We start from the raw sequence: 19,666 nt of genomic DNA, 5'->3' as shown, positions 1-19,666 counted from the left end.
TATCGGTTCAGACGGTGGATTTACCGAACAGCTTGGGAAGCCGGCTGGCAAGACCGATATCTCCCTTGACCTTCACCTTGCCGGTCAGCAGGGCCTGCATGGCGTTGAGCTCTTTTCTCACCAGCTTCATGAGCGTCGTGGTATCGCTCGAGATGGTGACGCTGGGTTCGGGATGACGGCCCGCCTGGATATCGAGTGAGCCCTGATCGATCGCCATGTAATAGTCATCGACATCATCGAGATCGAACTGATAGATGGCCGAGACCGACTCGGCGGCATTGGCATCGAACCGGGCACGAAGTTTGGCGATCAACTGTTCGTCATCCATGATGGCATTTCCTGTAACGAAAGCGCTAAGCAAATCATCGCCGTTAGTACCATGCAAGCGGCGGAAGCGGGGAACGCGATTTTCTTCGATGCCTCCGTCGAGAGCAGTGAATGTTCAGAATGGCTAGAACAAGGAGTATGACGTGATCGAATGGTTGGCCGACTACGGTCTCTTCCTCGCCAAGACCATGACACTGGTGATCGCCCTCGGCGTGATTCTGACGTTGATCGCCCACGGGCGTCGCAAGGGGCAGGGCAGCGCCGGGTCGACGCTGAAGGTCGTCGAGCTGGACGAGCGCTTTCAGCGTCGGCGTCGTCAACTGCATCTGGCCGCGGTGCCCAAGGCGGGCCGACGCCGGTTGGCCAAGCAGTTGCGCAAGTCCACCAAACTGGCCCACAAGCAGGATGCCAAACGCGAGGCCGAGCGTGTCTGGGTGCTCGATTTCGAAGGCGACATGAAAGCTTCCGGAACATCGGCATTGGCCGAACTGGTGTCGCTGCTGCTGGAAGAGATCAGGAGCGGGGACGAGATCGTGTTGCGTCTGCAGTCCGGCGGTGGCCTGGTACACAGCTACGGCCTCGCCGCGGCACAACTGGATCGCCTGCGTGATGCCGGCGCTCGCCTGACCGTTTGCGTGGACAAGGTCGCGGCCAGCGGCGGCTACATGATGGCGTGTTGCGCCAATCATCTGATCGCCGCTCCGTTCGCGGTCATCGGCTCGATCGGCGTCGTGGCGCAAATTCCCAATGTCCATCGGCTGCTCAAGAAGCACGATGTGGATGTCGAGCTGCTGACTGCCGGGCGCTACAAGCGCACGTTGACGGTGCTGGGCGAAAACAGTGAAGAGGGGCGCGCCAAGTTTCTCGAGGATCTTCAATCCACCCACGATCTCTTCAAGCATTACGTGGCCCAGCGGCGGCCAGCGCTGGATATCGAAACCGTCGCGACGGGGGAGATCTGGTACGGCAGCGAGGCGCTCGACGCCGGCTTGATCGATGCGGTGGGTACCAGTGACGCCTACCTGCTGGAAAAGCAGCGCCAGCAGCTACGCGTGCTCAATGTGTCGCTGGCATCACGCGCTGGCCTGATGGGAAAGCTGGGTAAAGGCATGGAGAGCGGTCTGGAAAGAAGCGTCGACCATATTCTCCAGCGGGTCGAAGATCTGCGCTGGCAACGCCGTTGACCCGCTCGGCATCGCCCGGCATAGGCAAGCCGGGCGAAAGCGGCTCAGGCAATATCCAGTTTGCCGAGCGTCTGGATCAGGCGTTCGGCCACGTCGCCGTTCAGCGAGTAGTAGATCACCTGAGAGCTGCGACGGGTCGCGACCAGACGTTCCTGGCGCAGCACGGCAAGATGCTGTGATAGCGCCGATTGGCTCAGCGTCATTTCTCTGTTGATCTGGGTCACGGAATGCTCACCCTGCATCAGCAGGCAAAGAATACGTAACCGGCTCTCATTGGCGATCGCCTTGAGAGTCGCAGTGGCAGGACCGATCTGGTGGTCGCCAAGTGGGGTAATCATTGTCGTCATCATGAAGTTCCGCGTGCGCGTTGGCGGATCGCCTACACTGAACCCACTGTTCAGTCATTACTGATATTAGCGTGACGTAACGTAAAGTTACAATGCTTTTTGGCGCGTATCTCCGTGGTGGTGCTAGCGATCTCTTCGGCTGATCCCTATAATTCGCGCCCGCTCCAAGCGATTCAGACATTGCTGCCATTCCAGAGGGTTCCCTAACCCCTCGGCCAACTCCGGTAATAGCTCTTTGACAATGAGAGCTACGGCAAACGAAAAAGGTTACTCATGTTGACACTCGATAAACGCCAGCGCCGACTTGCCCTGCTGTGGCTGGTCAGCTTCCATGTGCTGGTGATCACTGCCAGCAACTATCTGGTTCAGCTACCGTTCACCCTGTGGGGGCTCCATACCACCTGGGGGGCGTTCAGCTTTCCGTTCATTTTTCTGGCCACCGACCTGACGGTCCGCCTGTTCGGCAAGGCGCCGGCAAGAAGGATCATCGCCAGGGTCATGGTGCCTGCGCTACTGATCTCCTATGCAGTATCGGTGCTGTTTCAGCAGGGGCGGTTCCAGGGGGTGGAGGCGCTGGCCCAGTGGAACCTGTTCGTCGGCCGAATCGCACTGGCCAGTTTCATGGCTTACGTGCTGGGCCAACTGCTCGACATTCACGTGTTCGACCGGCTTCGCCGGCTTCGCGCCTGGTGGGTCGCGCCGACGCTCTCGACCATTCTCGGCAATCTGGCGGATACCTTCGCGTTCTTCGCCATTGCCTTCTGGCAGGGCCCCGATCCGTTCATGCGCGAGCACTGGGTGGAGATCGCCTGGTTCGACTACGCGGTGAAGCTGTCGATCAGTCTGATCTTCTTCCTGCCGCTGTACGGCGTTCTGCTGGCCTACCTGGGGCGTCGCCTGCTGGCCCAGGGAGATCGATTCAATCTGCCCGGCGTGTCGCGCCAGCGCGGATAGCAGTCATCCGCTTGTCGCCGCACAACGCCGTCCATCGGGCGCTGGCGGTGTCCGCCTGCGCGGGGGCGGAGCCGAACCCCGGGTTTTGTTATCCTTGACCGAGCTGGCGGCTTCTCGAGCCGTCGGATCGGATTTCAGGAGGGATGACGTTGCAACTTCACTGTATCGATACCGGAATCGCGGAGAGCGGCGATACCGCGATTCCGCTGGTCGTGCTGCACGGGCTGTTCGGTAGCGCCGACAATTGGCGCTCCCACATCAAGCAGTGGCAGGTCGATCGACGCGTGATCGCCGTCGACCTGCGCAATCATGGCCGCTCGCCTCACGTCGAGGGGATGCGATACGCGGCGATGGCGTCCGATGTCATCATGTTGCTGGACGAGCTCGATATCGAACGCTTCGACCTGCTGGGGCATTCGATGGGCGGCAAGGTCGCGATGACGCTGGCACGGCTCAACCCGGCGCGGGTAGCGCATCTGATCGTCGCCGACATCGCGCCGGTGGCGTACGAGCACGGCCATGACGAGATCTTCGCGGCGATGCGTCGGGTCGAGACGGGGCAGCCGACCTCCCGTCGCGAAGTCGCGGCGATAATGGAAGAAGAGATCGATAGCGCTCCCACGCGTCAGTTCCTGGCGACCAATCTGGTGCGCGACGACGATGGCATCATGCGCTGGCGGGTCGGGCTCGACGAGATCGGCGCGGGGTACGAGGACATCATCGCACCGCCCGATGGCGATCAGCCCTTCGAAGGTCCGGCCTTGCTGATTCGTGGCGGTGATTCCCACTATGTGCGGGATCGTCATCGCGACGCGGTCGCCGCGGTCATGCCCAACGTCGAATGGCAGACCCTGGAAGGCGCCGGCCACTGGCTGCACGCCGAACAGCCGGAGGCGTTTCGGGAGGCCGTGAATCGCTTCACCACCGGCTCCTAAGCTCTGTCTGAAAATCGACGAGCGATAGCCAGACAAGGCGCAACGACCGTAGGGAGTAACAGCCGAAGGCTGGCCCGAAGGGTAAGCATAGCGATTCGACGTCATGTCGGCTCGGCGCTATAACGGGTCGATTCCGCCATCGATCGGGATCGGCTCGATCTTCGCATCTTCGGACGAGATGAAGCGATTGAGGATACGATAGGTATCGATATCGAAACCGCGGGTGTCGGGCAAGGTGTCAAGATCGTCGAGCCGTTCGACACTGCCCTGGTAGTGCCAGTGATCGACGATATGCAGGCCGACCTCGCCCTGACGATCGCTTTCCCTGAAGGCGACGCGGCCGGGCCAGGGCCAGTTCTCGATGCGCAGTTTCTCCATTCCATCCCGCGCTCGCCAGGTATGTTCCTCCAGACTTTCCCTCCCGCAGCAGGCTCCGAGGCAGCGGCCGATCTGATAGCCGAAGCAGCGGCCCCGTCCGGCTTCCAGCCCCAGGACGCGCAGACACAGCGATTCGTCGTTGGCGATGTCCCGGAGCGTCATCTGGGCATCGCGGCGATTCCGAAACAGGCCGTAGAACCGTGTCCGTGCCGTTACCACCCATTGGCCGTCGGTGAGCGTCGGGCGATCGTCGCCGTCGGGCCAGTTCCAGCTCACCATGCGTACGCGCTTGCGTAGCTGCCGGTTGTAGAGCGGCACCCATCGCTTGATCAGGTCGGCCTCCAGCAACTGGGCGCCCAGGTCGCCGCTGGTTCGCATCCACGCGATGCGCCGGGTCTGCGCCATCATCTGGTCATGGCGGCGGGAAACCGGCTGCTGCACGTGACGGCGAACACGGCTGCGCATGTTGATGCTCTTGCCGACGTACAGCGGCAGTTCATTCTGACCGAAGAAGACGTAGACCCCGGGCCGCGCCGGCAACGCCCCCAGATCGTCGACGGTCGTGCTCGGCAGCGCCTGGGTCGGATCCTGCCGCGGGTCGTAATGCAATGCGTCATAACGCGATGATATTGAACTCATATCACCAATCTAGACGATCCTCCGCTAGGGTGCGTTGAGATCCACCGCGAGGCGGGAGACCGGACTCTGGGCCTTGATCTGGCCGCGTTCGAGCAAAAACGCCTCGAAATCGCGGTAGCGTTTGGCATCCAGCGCCGCCGGCCGCAAGGCGAAGCGGGGCAGTGTGGCTTTCCAGGCGGCCGCGTTGAGCGGCGTATCCAGCGCGGGATCGTAGGCGATGAAGCTCTGCCACGCGTCGTCCGGGTGATTGATGATCCAGGATGTCGCCTCGCCGACGGCATCCATGAAGCGGCGGTCGGCCTCGCGGTGCTGGTCCAGCGTCTCGCGATTGGCGACGAAGATCAGTTCATCGTAGGTGGGCACGCCCTGTTCCTCGATATAGAACGCCTTGCCTTCGACGCCTTCCTGTTTCATCTGCGCCGGTTCGAAGTTGCGGAAGGCCCCGGTGACGGCGTCGACCTTTTCGCTGATCAGCGCCGGTGTCAGCGAAAAGTTGACGTTGACCATATCAACATCGTCCAGGCTCAGGCCGCTGTGCTCGAGCATGGCCGACAGCAGAACCTCCTCGACGCCGCCGACCGAGTATCCGACCTTTTTCCCGGCGAGCTGGGACAGGTCTTCGATACCGCTATCCGCGCGTACCAGCAGCGCATTCAGCGGCGTCGCGATCAGCGTACCGACGCGTACGACCGGAAGCCCCTGATCCACCTGCAAATGCAGCTGCGGCTGATAGCTGACCGCAAGATCGATCCGCCCGGCAGCGACCAGCTTGGGCGGGACGCTGGGATCGGCCGGGGCCTGAATGTCGACATCCAGGCCGCGTTTCTCGAACAGCCCGCGCTGCTTGGCGATGACGATCGGTGCGTGAACCGGATTGATGTACCAGTCGAGCATCACGCTCAGCGGAATCATCTGTGGCGGCGCCAAGGCATCTTCGTCTTGCTGCGCCAAGGTCGGCGTCGCCAGGGCCAGGCCCAGCAGCGCCAGGCTCATCGCCAGTCCGCGCCGCCATAGTGTCGAACGTTGGGTTGCCATGGTTTGTTCCCCTGTCATTTCGATGTGTTCATGAAGACATGCATGGTTGCTACGATTCGCTAGAAAGACCCGGTGTGATCTCGTTTCAGGATCCGGACTCCACACGATCCCGGTGCCAGGGCATCGACAGCCTCAGTGCAGCGTCGACGCCGAAGTAGAGCAGGACGGCAAACGCCACGAGCACGACCAGGGCGGCAAACATCAGGTCGATCTGCAATCGTGCATTGGCGTTGAGCATCAAGTAGCCCAGCCCTTGACTGGAGCCGACCCATTCACCGATCACCGCACCGATCGGCGCCGCGCTGGCCGCCATCCGCAGCCCGGAAGCGAGCGACGGCAGGGCGGCCGGCAGCTGGACTTTCAGCAGCTGCTGGCGCCGGCTCAGCCCGAACGTGTGGGCCAGATCGAGCCAGCCCTGTGGTGTCTGGCGCAGCCCGTCGTAGCCGGTCGACGCGACCGGGAAGTAGATGATGACCATGGCCATCAGGATCTTCGGCCCCAGGCCGTAACCGAGCCACAGCATCAGGATCGGTGCCAGCGCGAACAGCGGGATGGCTTGACTGATCAGCAGCAGCGGCAGCAACGTGCGGCGCAGGGCGCGGAAGCGAGCCAGCGCCAGCGCCGTTGCCAGCCCCAGCAGGATGCCGCCGATCAGCCCGGCCACGATCTCGATCGCGGTGATGCCGGCATGATGGGCAAGCAACGCACGCTGTTCGATCAAGGCGATACCGACGGCCATCGGCGAGGGCAGGATGTAGCGCGGCACGCCGGTCAGTATCAGTACCAGCTGCCAGATGGCAACGAGGACGACGAGCGCCACCACGGGGCGAACGAGTCGGCCCGGTGCGATCTTCTCAAGCATGAGCCGACTCCCGCAGCCGGGTGACGAGCTCGGCCTGACGACGCTGCAGGTCGATATTGTCGAGCGGGCGCGGGCGAGCGCCTTCGGGTACGGGTATCGATACCAGGCGGGCGGGCTCGCCCTGCAGGATCAGGATTCGATCGGCCAGACGCAGCGCCTCGAGCGGGTCGTGCGTCACCATGATCACCGTGCGGTCGGCCAGGAGTCGGCTGGCAAGGTCATGCAGCTCCAGCCGGGTAATGGCATCGACCGCCGAGAAGGGTTCGTCCATCAGCACGACGCTGGCATCCTCGAACAGCGTACGGGCGAGGGCGACGCGCTGGCGTTGCCCGCCGGAGAGTTCGTCCGGCCACTGACCGGCCTTGTCGGCGAGACCGACCTGGTCCAGCAGGCGCTGGGCACGCTGCCGGTCCTCAGGCGCGGGTCGTCCTCGCCAATGCGAACCCAGCATCACGTTACCCACCACGCGCTGCCAGGGAACGAGGAGATCCTGCTGCGCCATCCAGGCGAGACGGCCCGTCAGCGGCGCGCCGTCGCTGGTAGCGAGATCGAGATGATGGTTGTCAGGCAGTCTCAGGCTGGCGATCATGCGCAGCAACGAGCTTTTGCCGCTGCCGCTGCGACCGAGCAGGCAAGTCCAGCTGCCCGCATCGAACCGGGCCTGAAGCCCGTGAAACAGCGGGCGATTGCCGAACGTCAGCGAGGCCTGGCGGACGACGAGTCCGGGTGGTGGCATGACAACTCCCATCGGGGCCGGGCGAAGTCATGCGAGAACTGCTGGCATTTCCTCCGCCGGTATTAGCCGGTTCAGGTTCAAGGGTTGTGCATACCGCACTCTCAGCCCGTCGCATGGGCACCCCTATCCAGTGCCTGCGATTGTACGCCGACCGTCACCGCCTGCCCACCGGCGATGGATCGGACCGACACAAGGACGAAGTGCATTGACGATGCGAGACGTTGCGATCCGCGCGGATGACGAACTGACCCGGCGCATGGCGGCGCTGACGGGCAAGTCGCTGACGCCGTTGGCGCTACGCTGGCCGGACAGCGCCAACTGGCTGTGGCGCAGCGAAGAGCTTTCTCCGCAGTTGCTGAAGCTGGCGAGGAGATCGCCCGCGACCGACGGCTTCTGGTGGGGGATCCGACAGCTGTTCGGGTTCGACCGCTGGCAGGTTCCCGAAGCGCTGACCCGCGTGCCGGGATGGCTGCCACCCCATTTGCCGATGGCGCCGTTGCCGATGACGTTCCTCGACCGGTTGCAGCAGGCGCCGCTCTGGAGCCTGCCATGGCGTCATGCCGCCTCGCCCGTGATGAGCGAGACGCTGGCTGCGCGACTCGGCGATCAGCTGGCGCTACTGCATCAGGAGGCGCAGCCGGGGTTTGGTCATCCTGTCGGTGACATTGCGCCGTTGTCGAGTTGGCCGGCGCGTGCTCGCGCTTTCGTGGAGAACCACCCCCGGCGCGGCTGGATAGACCACATGCCGAGTTGGCCGCAGCCCTCGAAGAGCGTCTGGTGTCTGCCGGATCTGCGCAGCGATCAGTTTCTCGAAGGCGCGACGGACTGGTTATGGAGCGACTGGGAAGCGCTGGTATGGGCGCCGCTGGAGCTGGATCTCTGCCTGCTCGAGCTGCTGCTGGAGGATACCGGCCAGCGCGATGCCTTCGTCGCCGCCTATGGCCGCCGTCATTCGATACCGGATCTCACCGATTATCGTCCCGGAATGCGGGCGTTGGCGGTGCTGCTGGCGTTGCATGGAGAAAGCGCCGGGAACCGGGTAATCGGCCATCCCCACTGGCTAAAAGATTAAATTTGAAGCAATTTTCGACCACGCAAGACTTCGCCTGCATGGCATACTAGATTATCTCAACTCATAACCGATGGCTGAGACTTGGACTCGATCAATAGCCTGTTCCTTGTGTGTGGGGCGCTGATAGCCCTCAGTATTCTGGCCAGCCGGGTGTCGTCCCGAATCGGCGTACCGCTGCTCGTTCTCTTTCTGGGACTGGGCATGCTGGCCGGCGAGGAAGGTGTACTCGGCCTGCAATTCGATGATTACTCCCAGGCGTTTCTGATCGGTCATCTGGCGCTGGCGATGATTCTGCTCGACGGGGGGCTACGCACGCGCCTCCGAACCTTCCGCGTAGGGCTCAGGCCGGCGCTGTCGCTGGCCACCATCGGGGTCTTCCTGACCAGCGGCATTCTGGGCCTGATGGCCATGTGGCTAATGGATCTGACGCTTACCGAAGGCTTGCTGGTAGGGGCGATCGTCGGTTCGACGGATGCCGCCGCAGTCTTCTCCATGCTCAAGGGGCAGGGCGTCAATCTCAATGAGCGCGTGGGGGCAACGCTCGAGATCGAATCCGGTACCAACGATCCGATGGCGATCTTTCTCACCATCACCCTCGCCGAACTGCTGACCGGCGCCGTCGGAGGCGTATGGGAAACCCTGATGCGCTTCGCCCTGCAGTTCGGGCTGGGGCTCGCCGTCGGGCTGGGCGGCGGCTGGGTCTCGGCCAAGCTCCTGCGCTACCTGGATCTGGCGCCGGGACTCTATTCGCTGTTGGCTTTGGCGCTTGGGTTCTGCATCTTCGGCGCCACCAGCGCCGCTGGCGGCAGCGGCTTTCTGGCGATTTACCTTACCGGGTTGATGATCGGCAACCAGCCCGGACGCCACCTCACGCACATTCTTCCCGTTCACGACGGGTTGGCCTGGTTGAGCCAGATCGGGCTGTTCCTGGTATTGGGCCTGCTGGTCACGCCGTCGGAGATGATCGATTACGCGATACCGAGCGCCATCCTGGCCGTAGCGTTGATCGTGCTGGCACGTCCCGTCGCGGTGATGGCTTCGCTGGTGCCGTTCTTCAATTTCCGGTGGCGAGAGATCGGCTTCATTTCCTGGGTCGGGCTGCGCGGCGCCGTTCCCATCGTGCTGGCGATCTTCCCGGTCATCAGCGGTGTCGAGAACGCCACGCTCTACTTCAACGTGGCGTTCTTCGTCGTGCTGATCTCGCTGCTGCTGCAGGGCTCGACACTGGCGCGGGTCGCCCGCTGGATGCGGGTGGTGCTGCCGGAAACCACGACGCCCGATCGGCGCGGGCAACTGGGCGTGCTGCCGGAAAACGACTACGAGATGTTCGTCTACAAGGTCGAGAACGAATCCCTCGATGACGTGCCGATTCGGCTGCTGCGCTTGCCATCCGGCACACTGATCTCGGCGATCTTTCGCCAGCACGCCATGCTGCACCCCAAGGGAAGTACGCGCTTGCGGCTGAGCGACGTGATCTGTCTGATCGGGCGAACCGGCGATCTGCCATCGCTCAACCGGCTATTCAATGGTGAAGCCAGGCTCAAGCGGGAGCGTGCATTCTTCGGTACGTTCACGCTCGATGGCGAGGCCCTGATGCAGGAAGTGGCCAACGCCTACGGTCTGACGCTGAGCCCCGGCGAGCAGGAGATGACGCTAGGGGAGTTCGTGGCGTTGCGTGTCGGCGGCCATCCCGTGGTCGGGGACGATGTCGACTGGCATGGGTTTCACTGGGTCGTCAGCGAGATGGAAGGAAATCGCGTCACGCGAGTGGGTCTGCGTCTCTATCATTGAACGTCGAAGCGATTGGGCTTCGCTTCTGAAGCAAGGCTACGGAGTCTTGTCTGCATCAATGGCTCCGCAGCGGTGTCTGTGTAGTCGAAAAGCGCGTCACTCGACGTCTGCATCGTCGGTGGGGTGATCCAGCCGCTTGCCGGTCTCCCGAGACGTCATGCCATTCATGCTATCGGCCCGCTTCTGGGCCTGTGCGGCTTCCGTGAAATGCCCGAGGCTGCCACCCGTATCACTATCATAAACTTCGTAGCATACCTGCTGAGGGTCACCGGGTTTGTGAGTCTTTCTGATCGCGACGAACGGTTCTGCCATGATGGAATCCTCCAGGAAAGACATCGACTTTTAGGGTAGTCGAGACACCGGTGTTGTACAGCGAATCCAGCGGCCTTCAATCCGGGTCCAGATCCCACTGCAAGCCGAACTGAAGGCCATTGATCGCTTCGCTGATAAAGTTACCGCTTTGATCATTGCGGTTATCGTCGGCCTGTTCCCGCGCTGTTTGCGTTTGAGGATCCGGCCAACCCAGACGCGCCATGCATAGCTGATATTCGGGTTCGCCAGCGATCTGGTGCGTCTGACGCTCACAGGTATGGCTGTCCTGCAGGAAATTCGTGGCCGTCAGCCGCGGTGTCGCCGACACGCAGCCTGCCAGTAGAAGGGAAACGACAAAGAAGAATAGTGCGCGGTGCATTGGCAACATCATTGAAGACTAGTCGCAGGGTAGCACCGTATCCGCATCATCCATCAAAAAAAGCGGATGACGGATATCTCGGCTTCGACCCACGTGCAGACACCTTCGGCAATCTGAATCACGAAGCTAGGCCCGAGGTGGGCGAGCGCCAGTTGAGCAATCTCCGAAAACGAACTCAGTGCGGGTGGCTCTCCATGTATGACTGAATGGCGGACATGGTGGTCTGCATATCGTCGCAGAACGACTGGGATGGCTGGAAATCGGCACCGCGCGCCAGCTTCTTCATCTCCTCGTCATGGTTGGAAACCTGACCGTTCTCGCGCAGCCCACGAGCCATGCTCGTCAGTTCCTGCTGGGTCTGCTGCGGATTATCGCTACTGGAAATGTACGCATCGATTTGTTGAGTCTGCTCGCCGACATGCTTCATCAAGCTATCCGCCGAGCATTCGAAGTCGGCCGCAGACGCCTGGGTTGAACCGATGATGGCGCCCAGCGCCCCGGCAACGAGAATATTTTTCATGGAATTCAAAGCAATACCTGCCTTCTGGTGGAGTGCTATCCACTATGACAGTTTTGGCTTCTGCACTCTAGCGCAGAGGTAGGGTAAGGGGGCGAGGTAGCGGAGGCGTGGCGCTGCAGGACCCCGCGGCGACTGCCATTAAGATGCCGGATGTTTCAGGCATGATCTCGCAAGCCGCTGAACTACTGGCGAACACGGTTGTATCGGCGATTGGGGGAAAACGAGGAGGGCAAGCTCGTGGTTGGCCTGAACTTGGACCGCGCGCCGCTGACGGTCATCGCACATGTACCGCCAGGCACCTTTGCGCCAGTAGACACATGGGATGCCAAAGTCGTTCAAGATGCCTTCCTATCTAGCGCCGCCCAAGGCTCTCGGAGTCTGTGCAACCGTCTCGCCTTTTATCTAGTGCGCTTAGATTGGGTTCCTTTCGCTCCCGCGGTACTTGTGCTTCGGCGCTGTAGGATGCTTCTTCGACGTACTCTCGCCGACCAGCGTCTCGCTGCTCCTTGCCGCGCTTGCGGTCGGTCAGCTCCACGAGCTCTTCTGGTGAGAGGAATAGGGGGCGTGATGTTCTCCTTGGCCGCGGCCTGACAGGGCCGCGCGTACCGGCTAAATGTAAGATCGTGTTATTCTTCAGTGGTCCCAAGGATGTCGATTAGGTGCACAGTGTCATGTTGAAATTTTTCTTTGTGATTTTGGCTCTTTTTGTAATCTTCGTCGCATTCAAACTAGTGCTTGAGTTCCGTCGACAGAGGAAGGCGATTCGCCGATGTGAGAAGGCCGATGTAGTTGAGGGAGAATGGGATGGGCAGTCGTGTCTTATTGCTTTCGTTGATGAAAAAATATGGAAAAATATAGACCTATATTCCTTCTTATGGCGCTCCCCCACAACGGCTTGGGATTTAAAAAAATCGATAAATATAAAGGCGACTAAAGCTCAGGTAGCTAGATATTCCCGTATTTACGTAATGCTGGAATCGGACAAAGGTTACCATCACGTTCTTGCCTCATGGAATCCTTCGGAGCTTGGTCAAGCGCATCTGGACTGAGATTTAGGTTGGTCACTTGGTTCCGTGGAAGGTACGGTGCTGGTCGCGGTCAAAGAAGCCTATGACCGCGCCGCGCGTCCCGGTCAGGTGTTGGAAGTCAGCGATGGCGTCGGTGTCTACGTCGACCCCATCGATGCAGCGGGCCCAGGGCTGCATGTTGCAGACTCGGGATTACGCGATTGAAACCGCGGGCGCCATCACCGAGCCCGCGAAAGAGGGTGGAAGTGGCGAATTTCTCGTGCTTCTGTCATGGGCGAATCCATGTACAAGGAAGCCACCGATTGGTGGCTATGGGGAAAAATGAATTGCTTCGTGTGCGACGCTGAGGTGGAAGACGGCCCCATCCTTGGAGACTGACACCATGTGAAATGTTCCGAATGCGGTGAATATGCCGTGTCTGGCTCGACGGAGAGGTTGCTCGACAATCGTAAATTGGATATCGAGAGGGCTCGAGAATGGTTACAACGTAATCGACACACCGGAGCCGCTGTTCCGCTCCTGACCACTCAAAACGATGATTTGCTGGTCTAGTTTGGCGCGACCGCGACCTTTGCCTTGAGGAAATTGTGATATTCGGAGGACCTAGAAGTTTGATGTCCGTCGAGGGGATCACGTTTACTGAGATTATCGACAAAATTAGGAACCTGCCAACATGCTCGACAGACCTAGCTCACGCTGCGCTAGATGCGGTATTGGATCAGCTCGCTTTGAGGGGCGATGCTCGAGACTTAGATGCAATGGAACTTTGAGAAGCGCCAATGGCCTCGATGATTGGCGTGAGTGCCGGAATTGCGATGCTTCTGGTTACTTAGATAGCCAAACCTGCACACATTGCAGCGGCAGCGGCTGGATATTTCAACACTAAGGCCAGAAGCGTCCACGCCATTTAGCACGTCGCTGAGCTTTCCTTTTGGCGGTACCGGGCTTGACGCGCGTCGCTGGTGTTGGACAGGTTCCAGTCCTGGGGCGGTTGCGCTAAGCATGCGGGCGGGCATCGTTCGTACCGCTAGACGAGCTACGCGCTACGGAAACTGAAGGCTAACTTGCTGCGTCTTCGAAAGCCGCTAATGCGCGCGTAGCGCAAGCTCAACGACGTCAAGAATCAGTTCGAGGCGGTGGGGCGAGATAAAGCGCCAGCGTATCGACAGATTGGCGGCCGTAAAGAATCGGAACCAACAAGCGCTGGGTGAGAAGATCCTAGAGCCGCCAGCGAAGTAGGAGATACCGCTTCACCTTGGCGGCGGCAACGCCGCCAAAGAATCGTGCGCTGAAAAGCAGCAGCGGCACGTTCGCCGCAATGACGATCAGAACCAGAAACTTGGGGATGCCGACGAAACAAAACTGACCAGAAGCCGGCTTTGCGCATTCTGCCAATGTGCAGGTATGCCGGCCATAGTAAGCCGAGAAGTGGAAGGCCGGCAACGCGGGCAAAGATCGATTCCATATCCGTGAAGGCATCCTAGCTTTGCCGATCTTCTATCGCGAGGGCCTAACGTGTGCCAAGCTACCTGTGATCAGATCAGAAGGTTGGTGATCACGAACAGCACGTAGCCAAGAACGATTCCGGCTGTCGCGCCGATGCGCTGGATTCGCTTACCGATCACTCCTCCTATTAGACCGAGGATCAGTCCCGCAATGCCTTGCCCGAAAGCACCAGCCATACCGAGATTGACCTCCCCAGGGCGGGGGCCCGCCACAATGACGGCAATCGATACGACTACGTACAGCACCACCAGCAGCGCCCATTGCTTTTTTGTGAACATGCTTGACTCTCGTTCTCTTGAATGAAGGACAGAGCCTATAACGTATGGCAAGGGGAGGAAAATACACTGATGGTTAACGACCAAAAGCAGACGATTAGGTAGGCTTTGCACTTTTGGCCGATTTTTGACTTCGCCAGAAACGAAAAAAGGCCAGCTAAGTAGCTGACCTTTCTCGAAAAGTGGCGGAGGGACAGGGATTCGAACCCTGGGTAGGCTATTAACCTACGCCGGTTTTCAAGACCGGTGCATTCAACCGCTCTGCCATCCCTCCGGCTTACGGCGAGGCATACTACCAGTTCGTTCGAAAACGTCAATAGGTTCTTTAGCTTTCAAGGAGTTATTTCTTTTCCGGGGCTTCCATAGCGCTTGTCAGGGGAACTTTGCAAGGGCATTCTGGTCCATGGGTGAGTTTCAATAGAACTGAGGGGACGACAATGGATTTCCGAACATCGCACGACGTCACTGATCGTCGATCGAGTGCGGTCAGCACCAACAAGGTGTTGCGCAACACCTACATGCTGCTGGCCATGACACTGCTATTCTCCGCCGTGACCGCCGGCGCGGCCGTGGCCATGGGCGTCACGCAGCTCAACGTCTTCGTGTTCTTCATCGGCGCCTATGGCCTGATGTTCCTGGTTCACAAGACGGCCAACTCCGGCGCGGGCATTGCGGCAATATTCGCCTTCACCGGGTTCATGGGGTTCACGCTGGGGCCGATCATCGACCTCTACCTGTCGATCCCCAACGGCGCACAGCTGGTGATGACCGCCCTGGGCATGACCGCGGCCACGTTCCTGGGTCTTTCGGCCGTTGCGCTGATCACGCGCAAGGACTTCAGCTTCCTGGGCAACTTCATGATGGCAGGGGCCATCGTGCTGGTGCTGGCCATGGTCGCGGCGATGATCTTCAACATCCCGGGGCTGGCGCTGGCGGTATCTGCCGGCTTCGTGCTGTTCTCCTCGGCGGCGATCCTGTACCAGACCAGCGAGATCGTGAATCGGGCGGGCGAGACGAACTACATTCTCGCGACCATCACGCTGTACGTGTCGATCTACAATCTGTTCATCAGCCTGCTGTCGATCCTGGGCGTGATGTCTCGCGACTGAGCATGCACGGATCATTAGCGGTTATTGGTTGACTCGGGGCCCCACTACGGTGGGGCCTCGTCGTTGGATACTTCGTCGTTTGATATCATGGGGTTTCGCCAAATCGTTCCTGCATGGGCAGGGGAGTCGTCATGCTCAGCTATGCGTTACTGGTACATGCCGCGCCTTACAGTCATCAGGCGGCGCTTTCGGCGCTGCGTTTCGCGGAAACCGTCGTGGCGGGGGGGCACCGTCTGAAAACGGTCTTCTTCTATCATGACGGGGTCCACAACGCCTCGGCGCTGATGTCTCCGCCGCAGGATGAAGTCCATCTTGCCGATGGCTGGAAACGACTCCACGAAGCGCATGGTGCCGAACTGCTGGTTTGCGTGGCGGCGGGGTTGCGCCGGGGCGTGCTGGACACGAGCGAGGCCAGCCGTCACGGCCTGGCTGCGCATAGCGTCGAGCCACCGTTCGAATTGACCGGCGTCGGCCAGTTGGTCGATGCCATGCTCGCCAATGACCGACTGATCACCTTTGCGCCATGACGACTTTTTCTGATGTGGAAACCGTTTCTGATGCGGAAACCGTACCGCAGGATCTGCTGATCGTGCTGCGCCATCCGCCACACGGCTCGCAATGGCTTCGCGAGGGGCTCGATGTCGCGCTGGTGGCGGCTGCCTTCGGCCAGCGGGTCGGGTTGCTGTTCCAGGGCGATGGCGTCTACGCGCTGCTGAAAGACCAGCAGGCGGGTGCCTTGGGGCAAAAGGGCACCCACCGGCAGATGGCGATGCTGGAGATGTATGACATCGATACGCTTTGGGTCAGCGAGACGGCGCTCGCCGAGCGGGAGCTTTCGGCCGACGACCTGATGCTGCCGGTGGTGCCCCTGAATGCCGAGGCGGTGGCCGAGTGCTTCGCGCGCCATCCTCATGCTTTGATCTTCTAGCATCTTTTTATTTCGATCTTCCAGGCCTGGAACGACGCCAATGCTGTTGCATCTGCTCAATCGATCCCCGCAGTCGCTATCCGTCTATCGTGAACTGGGCGAAGCCTTCGGGGCCGACGATCATCTACTATTGATCGAAGACGCCTGTTACGCGGCGCTACCGTCGGCCAGCGCCGCGCTCGAGCCCTTCGGGGGGCGCGTGTCGGTGCTGGCGGAGGATCTGGCAGCCCGGGGGTTGGCCGAGCGAGTCAGCCCGGCCATCGCTGTCGTCGATATGAACGGCTTTCTGGCGCTGACGGAAAGCCATGAACGCTGTGTGAGCTGGTTCTAATGGCAACGACAACCGCAAGAACACTGTTGGTGGAAGGGCAGCCCATCGCGCTGGACCCGGAGGGGTATCTGGTCTCGCTCGACGACTGGTCGAAAAGTGTCGCCGAAGCGCTGGCGGCGGATGACGGTCGTGAGCTGACGCCGGCCCATTGGGAAGTGATCGCGGTATTGCGAGACTTCTACCAGCGCTTCGAGACCGCGCCGGCCATGCGCCCGCTGGTCAAGGCAGTGAAGCAGTCGCTGGGCGAGGAGAAGGGCAGCTCGATCTACTTGATGCAGCTGTTCCCCGAAAGCCCGGCCAAGGTCGGCGCCAGACTGGCCGGCCTGCCCAAGCCGACCAACTGTCTCTAGCGCCCGGTTACCCCGACTTCATGAACTTTCTCGCTCACGCCTGGCTTTCGCGCCACGGCAGCGATGCATTCCTCTACGGCAATCTGATCGCCGACGGGGTCAAGGGACCCGACCTCGAATCGTGGCCGGCGCCAGTCGCCTCGGGCATTCGTCATCACCGCCAGGTCGATGCCGCCATCGATCGGCACGCGGAAGTGTTGCGACTGCTGCAAATGGCACCGAAAGCCCAGCGGCGTTTCGCCGGTATCGCGCTGGATCTGATATGGGATCATTTTCTCGCCAGCCGTCATCCGGATGCGGCACTGGTGGAACGCTGTTATCGGGTTCTTGGCGAGCGGCAGGCGCCAGCCCGCCTGGAGAGGATGGTGCCTTCACTGATCGACGGCGACTGGTTGCAGCGTTATGCCGATTTCGATTTCACCTGCCGAGCCATCGCCGGCATCGGGCAACGCTTGCGCGGCCCCAATCAGCTCGCTGCGCTGACGCCCTGGCTGCGCGACGAGTACGACAATCTCGAAGCCGCTTTCGTCACGCTATGGCCCGACATGCAGCGCCGGTTCCGTGACTGAACCGACGCTTGCCGCCAGTCTTCAGTACTGAAGCCAGAGACAGTCGACACGATCGCCGGGGCGGATATGGCTTTCGGCCGGGATCACGGCGAAGGCATTGGTGGCCGCGCAGGAGGTCAGTACCGCCGAACTCTGTTCGGGATAGACGCTGGCGGTGACACGCTCCCCCTCGAACGCCAGATTGGCACGCATGTAGTGGCGCCGCCCCTGTGTCCGGGTTTCGAACTGCGCTTCGGCGCTGACCACCGGTAGCGACAGCCTGTCGCTGCAGCCCTGCAGTTTGCCCAGCAGCGGGCGCAGGTAGAGCCAGGCGCCGACATAGCTCGAAACCGGGTTGCCGGGCAGGCCGACCAGACGGGTCCGGCCGATCGTGCCCAGCGCCAGCGGCTTGCCCGGCCGCATCGCCAGACGCCAGAGCGAGAGTTCGCCCAGCTGCTCGAGCGCCGGTTTGACATGATCTTCCTCGCCGACGCTGACGCCGCCCGTGGTGACGATGACATCGGCCTTGTGCGCGGCCTCCCGCAGGCGCGCCAGGGTGGTGTCGAAATCGTCGGCCACCTTGATCTGGCTGACGAGATCGCCACCGAAGCGACGGATCAACGTCGCCAGCATCGGCCCATTGCTGTTGTAGATCTGCCCGCGAGCCAGCGCCTGGCCGGGCTCGACGATCTCGTCGCCGGTGAGCAGCAGCGCCACCTTCGGCCGCCGCACCACATCCACCGTCGAGAGACCCTGCCCGGCGAGCAGCCCCAGGGCCGCGGCGCCGAGCCGCGTGCCGGCGGCCAGCAGCGGCTGTCCTGCGGCCACGTCCAGCCCACGGCGACGCACGTTCTGGCCGGCCTGCGTGACCGGGACGATCGCCTCGTCGCCGTCCAGCTCGACGTTTTCCTGAATCGCCACGCAATCCGCGCCAGGCGGTATTTCGCTTCCCGTGAAGATTCGGGCGCAGGTGCCGGGCGTCAGTGGCTGCGGCGGCTGGCCGGCGGGAATGCGCTGGGAGACCGGCAAGCGCTTGCCGCTGTCTCCGCTGAACAGCGCATAGCCGTCCATGGCGCTGTTGTCGGCCGGCGGCACATCGATGGCGACCTCTACATCGTCAGCAAGCACGCGATCGTCGGCATCGAGGCAGGCGATTCGCTCGCTTTCCAGGCGCCCGACGCCGTCGAGCAACGCTTCGAGCGCCTGTTCGACACTCTGGAGTGCACTTTTGGGTTGCTCAGCCATGGCCATGCGTCCCCCGCTCGGGAATCACCAGGTTGGCGAAATTGCAGGGGCGATGGCGGCTGTCCAGCTGTTCCTTGAGAATGCGATCCCAGCCGGTGCGGCAGGCGCCGGTCGAACCCGGCAGGCAGAAGATCACGGTGGCGTTGGACAGGCCACCCAGGCATCGGCTCTGAACGGTGGAACTGCCGATCTCCTCGAACGAGAGCTGACGAAACAGTTCGCCAAAACCTTCGATACGCTTGTCGAGCAGCGGGGCGATCGCTTCCGGGGTGGAATCGCGTCCGGTGAATCCCGTGCCGCCAGTCGTCAGTACGACCTGCACGTCATCATTGGCGATCCATCCGGCGACCACGGCACGAATACGGTAGACGTCGTCCGGCACGATGCGCTTCTCGGCGAGCCGATGGCCGGCTGCCTCAAGGGCTTCGACGAGTGTCTGCCCGGAGCGATCGCTGCTCTCGTCACGCGTGTCCGAGATCGTCAGTACCGCGATCGATAGCGGAATCAGGGGCGAGTCGCTCATGAATTCTCCTCGCTGCCGTTGGCCTCGGCCTTGCGAGCCTGGCGTGCTTCCAGCGCGGCGAGCTGCTCGTCGCTGGCCGGGGCCTGATAGTGCGCTTTCCACTCGGAATAGGGCATGCCGTAGACATATTCGCGCACCGTCTCGTAATCCAGTTCGGTGCCGCGCGCTTCGGCCGCGCTGACCAGCCATTTGGACAGGCAGTTACGGCAGAAATCGGCCAGGATCATCAGGTCGATGTTCTGGACATCCTTGTTGTCGTCCAGGTGACGAAGCAGACGGCGAAAGGCGGCGGCTTCGAGTTCGGTGCGGGTCTGGTCGTCGAGGTGATGCATCGGGGCTCCCGTCGTTGCTG

At 61.3% G+C, this 19,666-nt stretch carries 27 protein-coding genes, 1 tRNA gene and 1 riboswitch; of the genes, 12 read left to right on the top strand and 16 right to left on the bottom strand.

Translation table 11 applies throughout. From position 1 onward, the window contains the following. Nucleotides 1-7: 7 nt before the first annotated feature. Nucleotides 8-328, bottom strand: coding sequence for an SCP2 sterol-binding domain-containing protein (locus tag R5R73_RS10295; RefSeq protein ID WP_322527461.1), 321 nt, complete (start codon nucleotides 326-328; stop codon nucleotides 8-10). A gap of 142 nt (nucleotides 329-470) precedes the next feature. Here R5R73_RS10295 and sohB point away from each other — a divergent pair, with 142 nt between their 5' ends. Further along, the gene (gene sohB / locus R5R73_RS10290; RefSeq protein WP_322527460.1) at nucleotides 471-1,511 is read left to right on the top strand and encodes a protease SohB; all 1,041 of its coding nucleotides are present in this window, start codon (nucleotides 471-473) and stop codon (nucleotides 1,509-1,511) included. 44 nt (nucleotides 1,512-1,555) lie between these two features. Here the strand turns inward: sohB and R5R73_RS10285 are convergent, their stop codons facing one another. Then, nucleotides 1,556-1,858, bottom strand: a complete 303-nt coding sequence (locus R5R73_RS10285; protein ID WP_244179836.1) for an ArsR/SmtB family transcription factor — start codon at nucleotides 1,856-1,858, stop codon at nucleotides 1,556-1,558. Nucleotides 1,859-2,131: 273 nt separating this feature from the next. Here R5R73_RS10285 and R5R73_RS10280 point away from each other — a divergent pair, with 273 nt between their 5' ends. Together R5R73_RS10280 and R5R73_RS10275 are read left to right on the top strand one after the other, a co-directional pair. Continuing rightward, the gene (locus R5R73_RS10280) at nucleotides 2,132-2,812 is read left to right on the top strand and encodes a 7-cyano-7-deazaguanine/7-aminomethyl-7-deazaguanine transporter (RefSeq protein WP_110632641.1); all 681 of its coding nucleotides are present in this window, start codon (nucleotides 2,132-2,134) and stop codon (nucleotides 2,810-2,812) included. A gap of 143 nt (nucleotides 2,813-2,955) precedes the next feature. Then, nucleotides 2,956-3,747, top strand: a complete 792-nt coding sequence (locus R5R73_RS10275) for an alpha/beta fold hydrolase (protein WP_322527459.1) — start codon at nucleotides 2,956-2,958, stop codon at nucleotides 3,745-3,747. 117 nt (nucleotides 3,748-3,864) lie between these two features. Here R5R73_RS10275 and R5R73_RS10270 read toward each other — a convergent pair whose 3' ends face one another. The 4 genes from R5R73_RS10270 to R5R73_RS10255 form a co-directional block, all read right to left on the bottom strand. After that, nucleotides 3,865-4,764, bottom strand: coding sequence for a hypothetical protein (locus R5R73_RS10270; RefSeq protein WP_322527458.1), 900 nt, complete (start codon nucleotides 4,762-4,764; stop codon nucleotides 3,865-3,867). A 24-nt stretch (nucleotides 4,765-4,788) separates the two neighbouring features. Then, nucleotides 4,789-5,799, bottom strand: a complete 1,011-nt coding sequence (locus tag R5R73_RS10265; RefSeq protein ID WP_322527457.1) for an ABC transporter substrate-binding protein — start codon at nucleotides 5,797-5,799, stop codon at nucleotides 4,789-4,791. Nucleotides 5,800-5,884: 85 nt separating this feature from the next. Further along, a complete protein-coding gene (locus tag R5R73_RS10260) occupies nucleotides 5,885-6,661 on the bottom strand; it encodes an ABC transporter permease (RefSeq protein ID WP_276231537.1) in 777 nt (258 codons plus the stop codon). Next, the gene (locus R5R73_RS10255) at nucleotides 6,654-7,397 is read right to left on the bottom strand and encodes an ABC transporter ATP-binding protein (protein WP_110632656.1); all 744 of its coding nucleotides are present in this window, start codon (nucleotides 7,395-7,397) and stop codon (nucleotides 6,654-6,656) included. Before R5R73_RS10255 ends, R5R73_RS10260 begins: the two co-directional genes overlap by 8 nt. Nucleotides 7,398-7,428: 31 nt before the next feature. After that, nucleotides 7,429-7,532: riboswitch (TPP riboswitch) on the bottom strand. 70 nt (nucleotides 7,533-7,602) lie between these two features. On the opposite strand from R5R73_RS10255, the gene R5R73_RS10250 reads away from it, so the two are divergent. After that, nucleotides 7,603-8,469 carry a hypothetical protein gene (locus tag R5R73_RS10250; protein ID WP_322527456.1) on the top strand — a complete coding sequence of 289 codons (867 nt, stop codon included), beginning with the start codon at nucleotides 7,603-7,605 and terminating at the stop codon, nucleotides 8,467-8,469. A gap of 81 nt (nucleotides 8,470-8,550) precedes the next feature. After that, complete coding sequence (locus R5R73_RS10245; RefSeq protein ID WP_322527455.1) at nucleotides 8,551-10,260, top strand: potassium/proton antiporter; 1,710 nt, start codon at nucleotides 8,551-8,553, stop codon at nucleotides 10,258-10,260. Nucleotides 10,261-10,356: 96 nt separating this feature from the next. Here R5R73_RS10245 and R5R73_RS10240 read toward each other — a convergent pair whose 3' ends face one another. From R5R73_RS10240 to R5R73_RS10230, 3 genes are all read right to left on the bottom strand, one after another. Beyond that, the gene (locus R5R73_RS10240; RefSeq protein ID WP_322527454.1) at nucleotides 10,357-10,572 is read right to left on the bottom strand and encodes a hypothetical protein; all 216 of its coding nucleotides are present in this window, start codon (nucleotides 10,570-10,572) and stop codon (nucleotides 10,357-10,359) included. A gap of 76 nt (nucleotides 10,573-10,648) precedes the next feature. Then, complete coding sequence (locus tag R5R73_RS10235) at nucleotides 10,649-10,963, bottom strand: hypothetical protein (protein ID WP_322527453.1); 315 nt, start codon at nucleotides 10,961-10,963, stop codon at nucleotides 10,649-10,651. A 163-nt stretch (nucleotides 10,964-11,126) separates the two neighbouring features. Beyond that, entirely contained in the window at nucleotides 11,127-11,471 is a 345-nt protein-coding gene (locus R5R73_RS10230) for a hypothetical protein (RefSeq protein WP_322527452.1), read from the bottom strand. Nucleotides 11,472-12,142: 671 nt separating this feature from the next. Here R5R73_RS10230 and R5R73_RS10225 point away from each other — a divergent pair. Beyond that, a complete protein-coding gene (locus tag R5R73_RS10225; protein WP_322527451.1) occupies nucleotides 12,143-12,520 on the top strand; it encodes a hypothetical protein in 378 nt (125 codons plus the stop codon). A 12-nt stretch (nucleotides 12,521-12,532) separates the two neighbouring features. On the opposite strand, the gene R5R73_RS10220 is transcribed toward R5R73_RS10225, so the two are convergent. From R5R73_RS10220 to R5R73_RS10205, 4 genes are all read right to left on the bottom strand, one after another. Then, the gene (locus tag R5R73_RS10220; protein ID WP_322527450.1) at nucleotides 12,533-12,676 is read right to left on the bottom strand and encodes a hypothetical protein; all 144 of its coding nucleotides are present in this window, start codon (nucleotides 12,674-12,676) and stop codon (nucleotides 12,533-12,535) included. Nucleotides 12,677-13,717: 1,041 nt separating this feature from the next. Beyond that, on the bottom strand, nucleotides 13,718-13,951 hold the full coding sequence (locus R5R73_RS10215) for a hypothetical protein (protein WP_322527449.1): 234 nt from the start codon (nucleotides 13,949-13,951) through the stop codon (nucleotides 13,718-13,720). Between the two features lie 83 nt (nucleotides 13,952-14,034). Further along, on the bottom strand, nucleotides 14,035-14,283 hold the full coding sequence (locus tag R5R73_RS10210; protein ID WP_322527448.1) for a hypothetical protein: 249 nt from the start codon (nucleotides 14,281-14,283) through the stop codon (nucleotides 14,035-14,037). 180 nt (nucleotides 14,284-14,463) lie between these two features. Next, a tRNA-Ser gene (locus R5R73_RS10205) sits at nucleotides 14,464-14,554 on the bottom strand. Between the two features lie 163 nt (nucleotides 14,555-14,717). Here R5R73_RS10205 and R5R73_RS10200 point away from each other — a divergent pair. From R5R73_RS10200 to R5R73_RS10175, 6 genes are all read left to right on the top strand, one after another. After that, nucleotides 14,718-15,389 carry a Bax inhibitor-1/YccA family protein gene (locus R5R73_RS10200; protein WP_322527447.1) on the top strand — a complete coding sequence of 224 codons (672 nt, stop codon included), beginning with the start codon at nucleotides 14,718-14,720 and terminating at the stop codon, nucleotides 15,387-15,389. Between the two features lie 131 nt (nucleotides 15,390-15,520). Further along, nucleotides 15,521-15,916, top strand: a complete 396-nt coding sequence (tusD, locus tag R5R73_RS10195; protein WP_322527446.1) for a sulfurtransferase complex subunit TusD — start codon at nucleotides 15,521-15,523, stop codon at nucleotides 15,914-15,916. After that, entirely contained in the window at nucleotides 15,913-16,317 is a 405-nt protein-coding gene (gene tusC, locus R5R73_RS10190) for a sulfurtransferase complex subunit TusC (protein WP_322527445.1), read from the top strand. The genes tusD and tusC overlap by 4 nt, the downstream gene beginning before the upstream one ends. A gap of 40 nt (nucleotides 16,318-16,357) precedes the next feature. Further along, entirely contained in the window at nucleotides 16,358-16,648 is a 291-nt protein-coding gene (gene tusB / locus R5R73_RS10185) for a sulfurtransferase complex subunit TusB (RefSeq protein ID WP_322527444.1), read from the top strand. Beyond that, nucleotides 16,648-16,998 carry a TusE/DsrC/DsvC family sulfur relay protein gene (locus R5R73_RS10180; protein ID WP_322527443.1) on the top strand — a complete coding sequence of 117 codons (351 nt, stop codon included), beginning with the start codon at nucleotides 16,648-16,650 and terminating at the stop codon, nucleotides 16,996-16,998. The genes tusB and R5R73_RS10180 overlap by 1 nt, the downstream gene beginning before the upstream one ends. A gap of 20 nt (nucleotides 16,999-17,018) precedes the next feature. Continuing rightward, nucleotides 17,019-17,567 carry an ACP phosphodiesterase gene (locus R5R73_RS10175; RefSeq protein ID WP_322527442.1) on the top strand — a complete coding sequence of 183 codons (549 nt, stop codon included), beginning with the start codon at nucleotides 17,019-17,021 and terminating at the stop codon, nucleotides 17,565-17,567. Between the two features lie 21 nt (nucleotides 17,568-17,588). Here the strand turns inward: R5R73_RS10175 and glp are convergent, their stop codons facing one another. The 3 genes from glp to R5R73_RS10160 are packed head-to-tail and all read right to left on the bottom strand — an operon-like array spanning nucleotide 17,589 to nucleotide 19,646. Beyond that, nucleotides 17,589-18,791: a gephyrin-like molybdotransferase Glp gene (glp, locus tag R5R73_RS10170; protein WP_322527441.1), complete on the bottom strand. Its 1,203-nt coding sequence runs from the start codon at nucleotides 18,789-18,791 to the stop codon at nucleotides 17,589-17,591. Continuing rightward, nucleotides 18,784-19,314 carry a molybdenum cofactor biosynthesis protein B gene (gene moaB, locus R5R73_RS10165; protein WP_322527440.1) on the bottom strand — a complete coding sequence of 177 codons (531 nt, stop codon included), beginning with the start codon at nucleotides 19,312-19,314 and terminating at the stop codon, nucleotides 18,784-18,786. The genes glp and moaB overlap by 8 nt, the downstream gene beginning before the upstream one ends. After that, the gene (locus tag R5R73_RS10160) at nucleotides 19,311-19,646 is read right to left on the bottom strand and encodes a DUF1244 domain-containing protein (RefSeq protein WP_322527439.1); all 336 of its coding nucleotides are present in this window, start codon (nucleotides 19,644-19,646) and stop codon (nucleotides 19,311-19,313) included. The genes moaB and R5R73_RS10160 overlap by 4 nt, the downstream gene beginning before the upstream one ends. Nucleotides 19,647-19,666 lie beyond the last annotated feature (20 nt).

Source organism: Salinicola sp. LHM (assembly GCF_034479735.1).
GTDB lineage: Bacteria > Pseudomonadota > Gammaproteobacteria > Pseudomonadales > Halomonadaceae > Salinicola > Salinicola salarius.
This window is presented reverse-complemented; position numbering and strand designations above follow the sequence as displayed.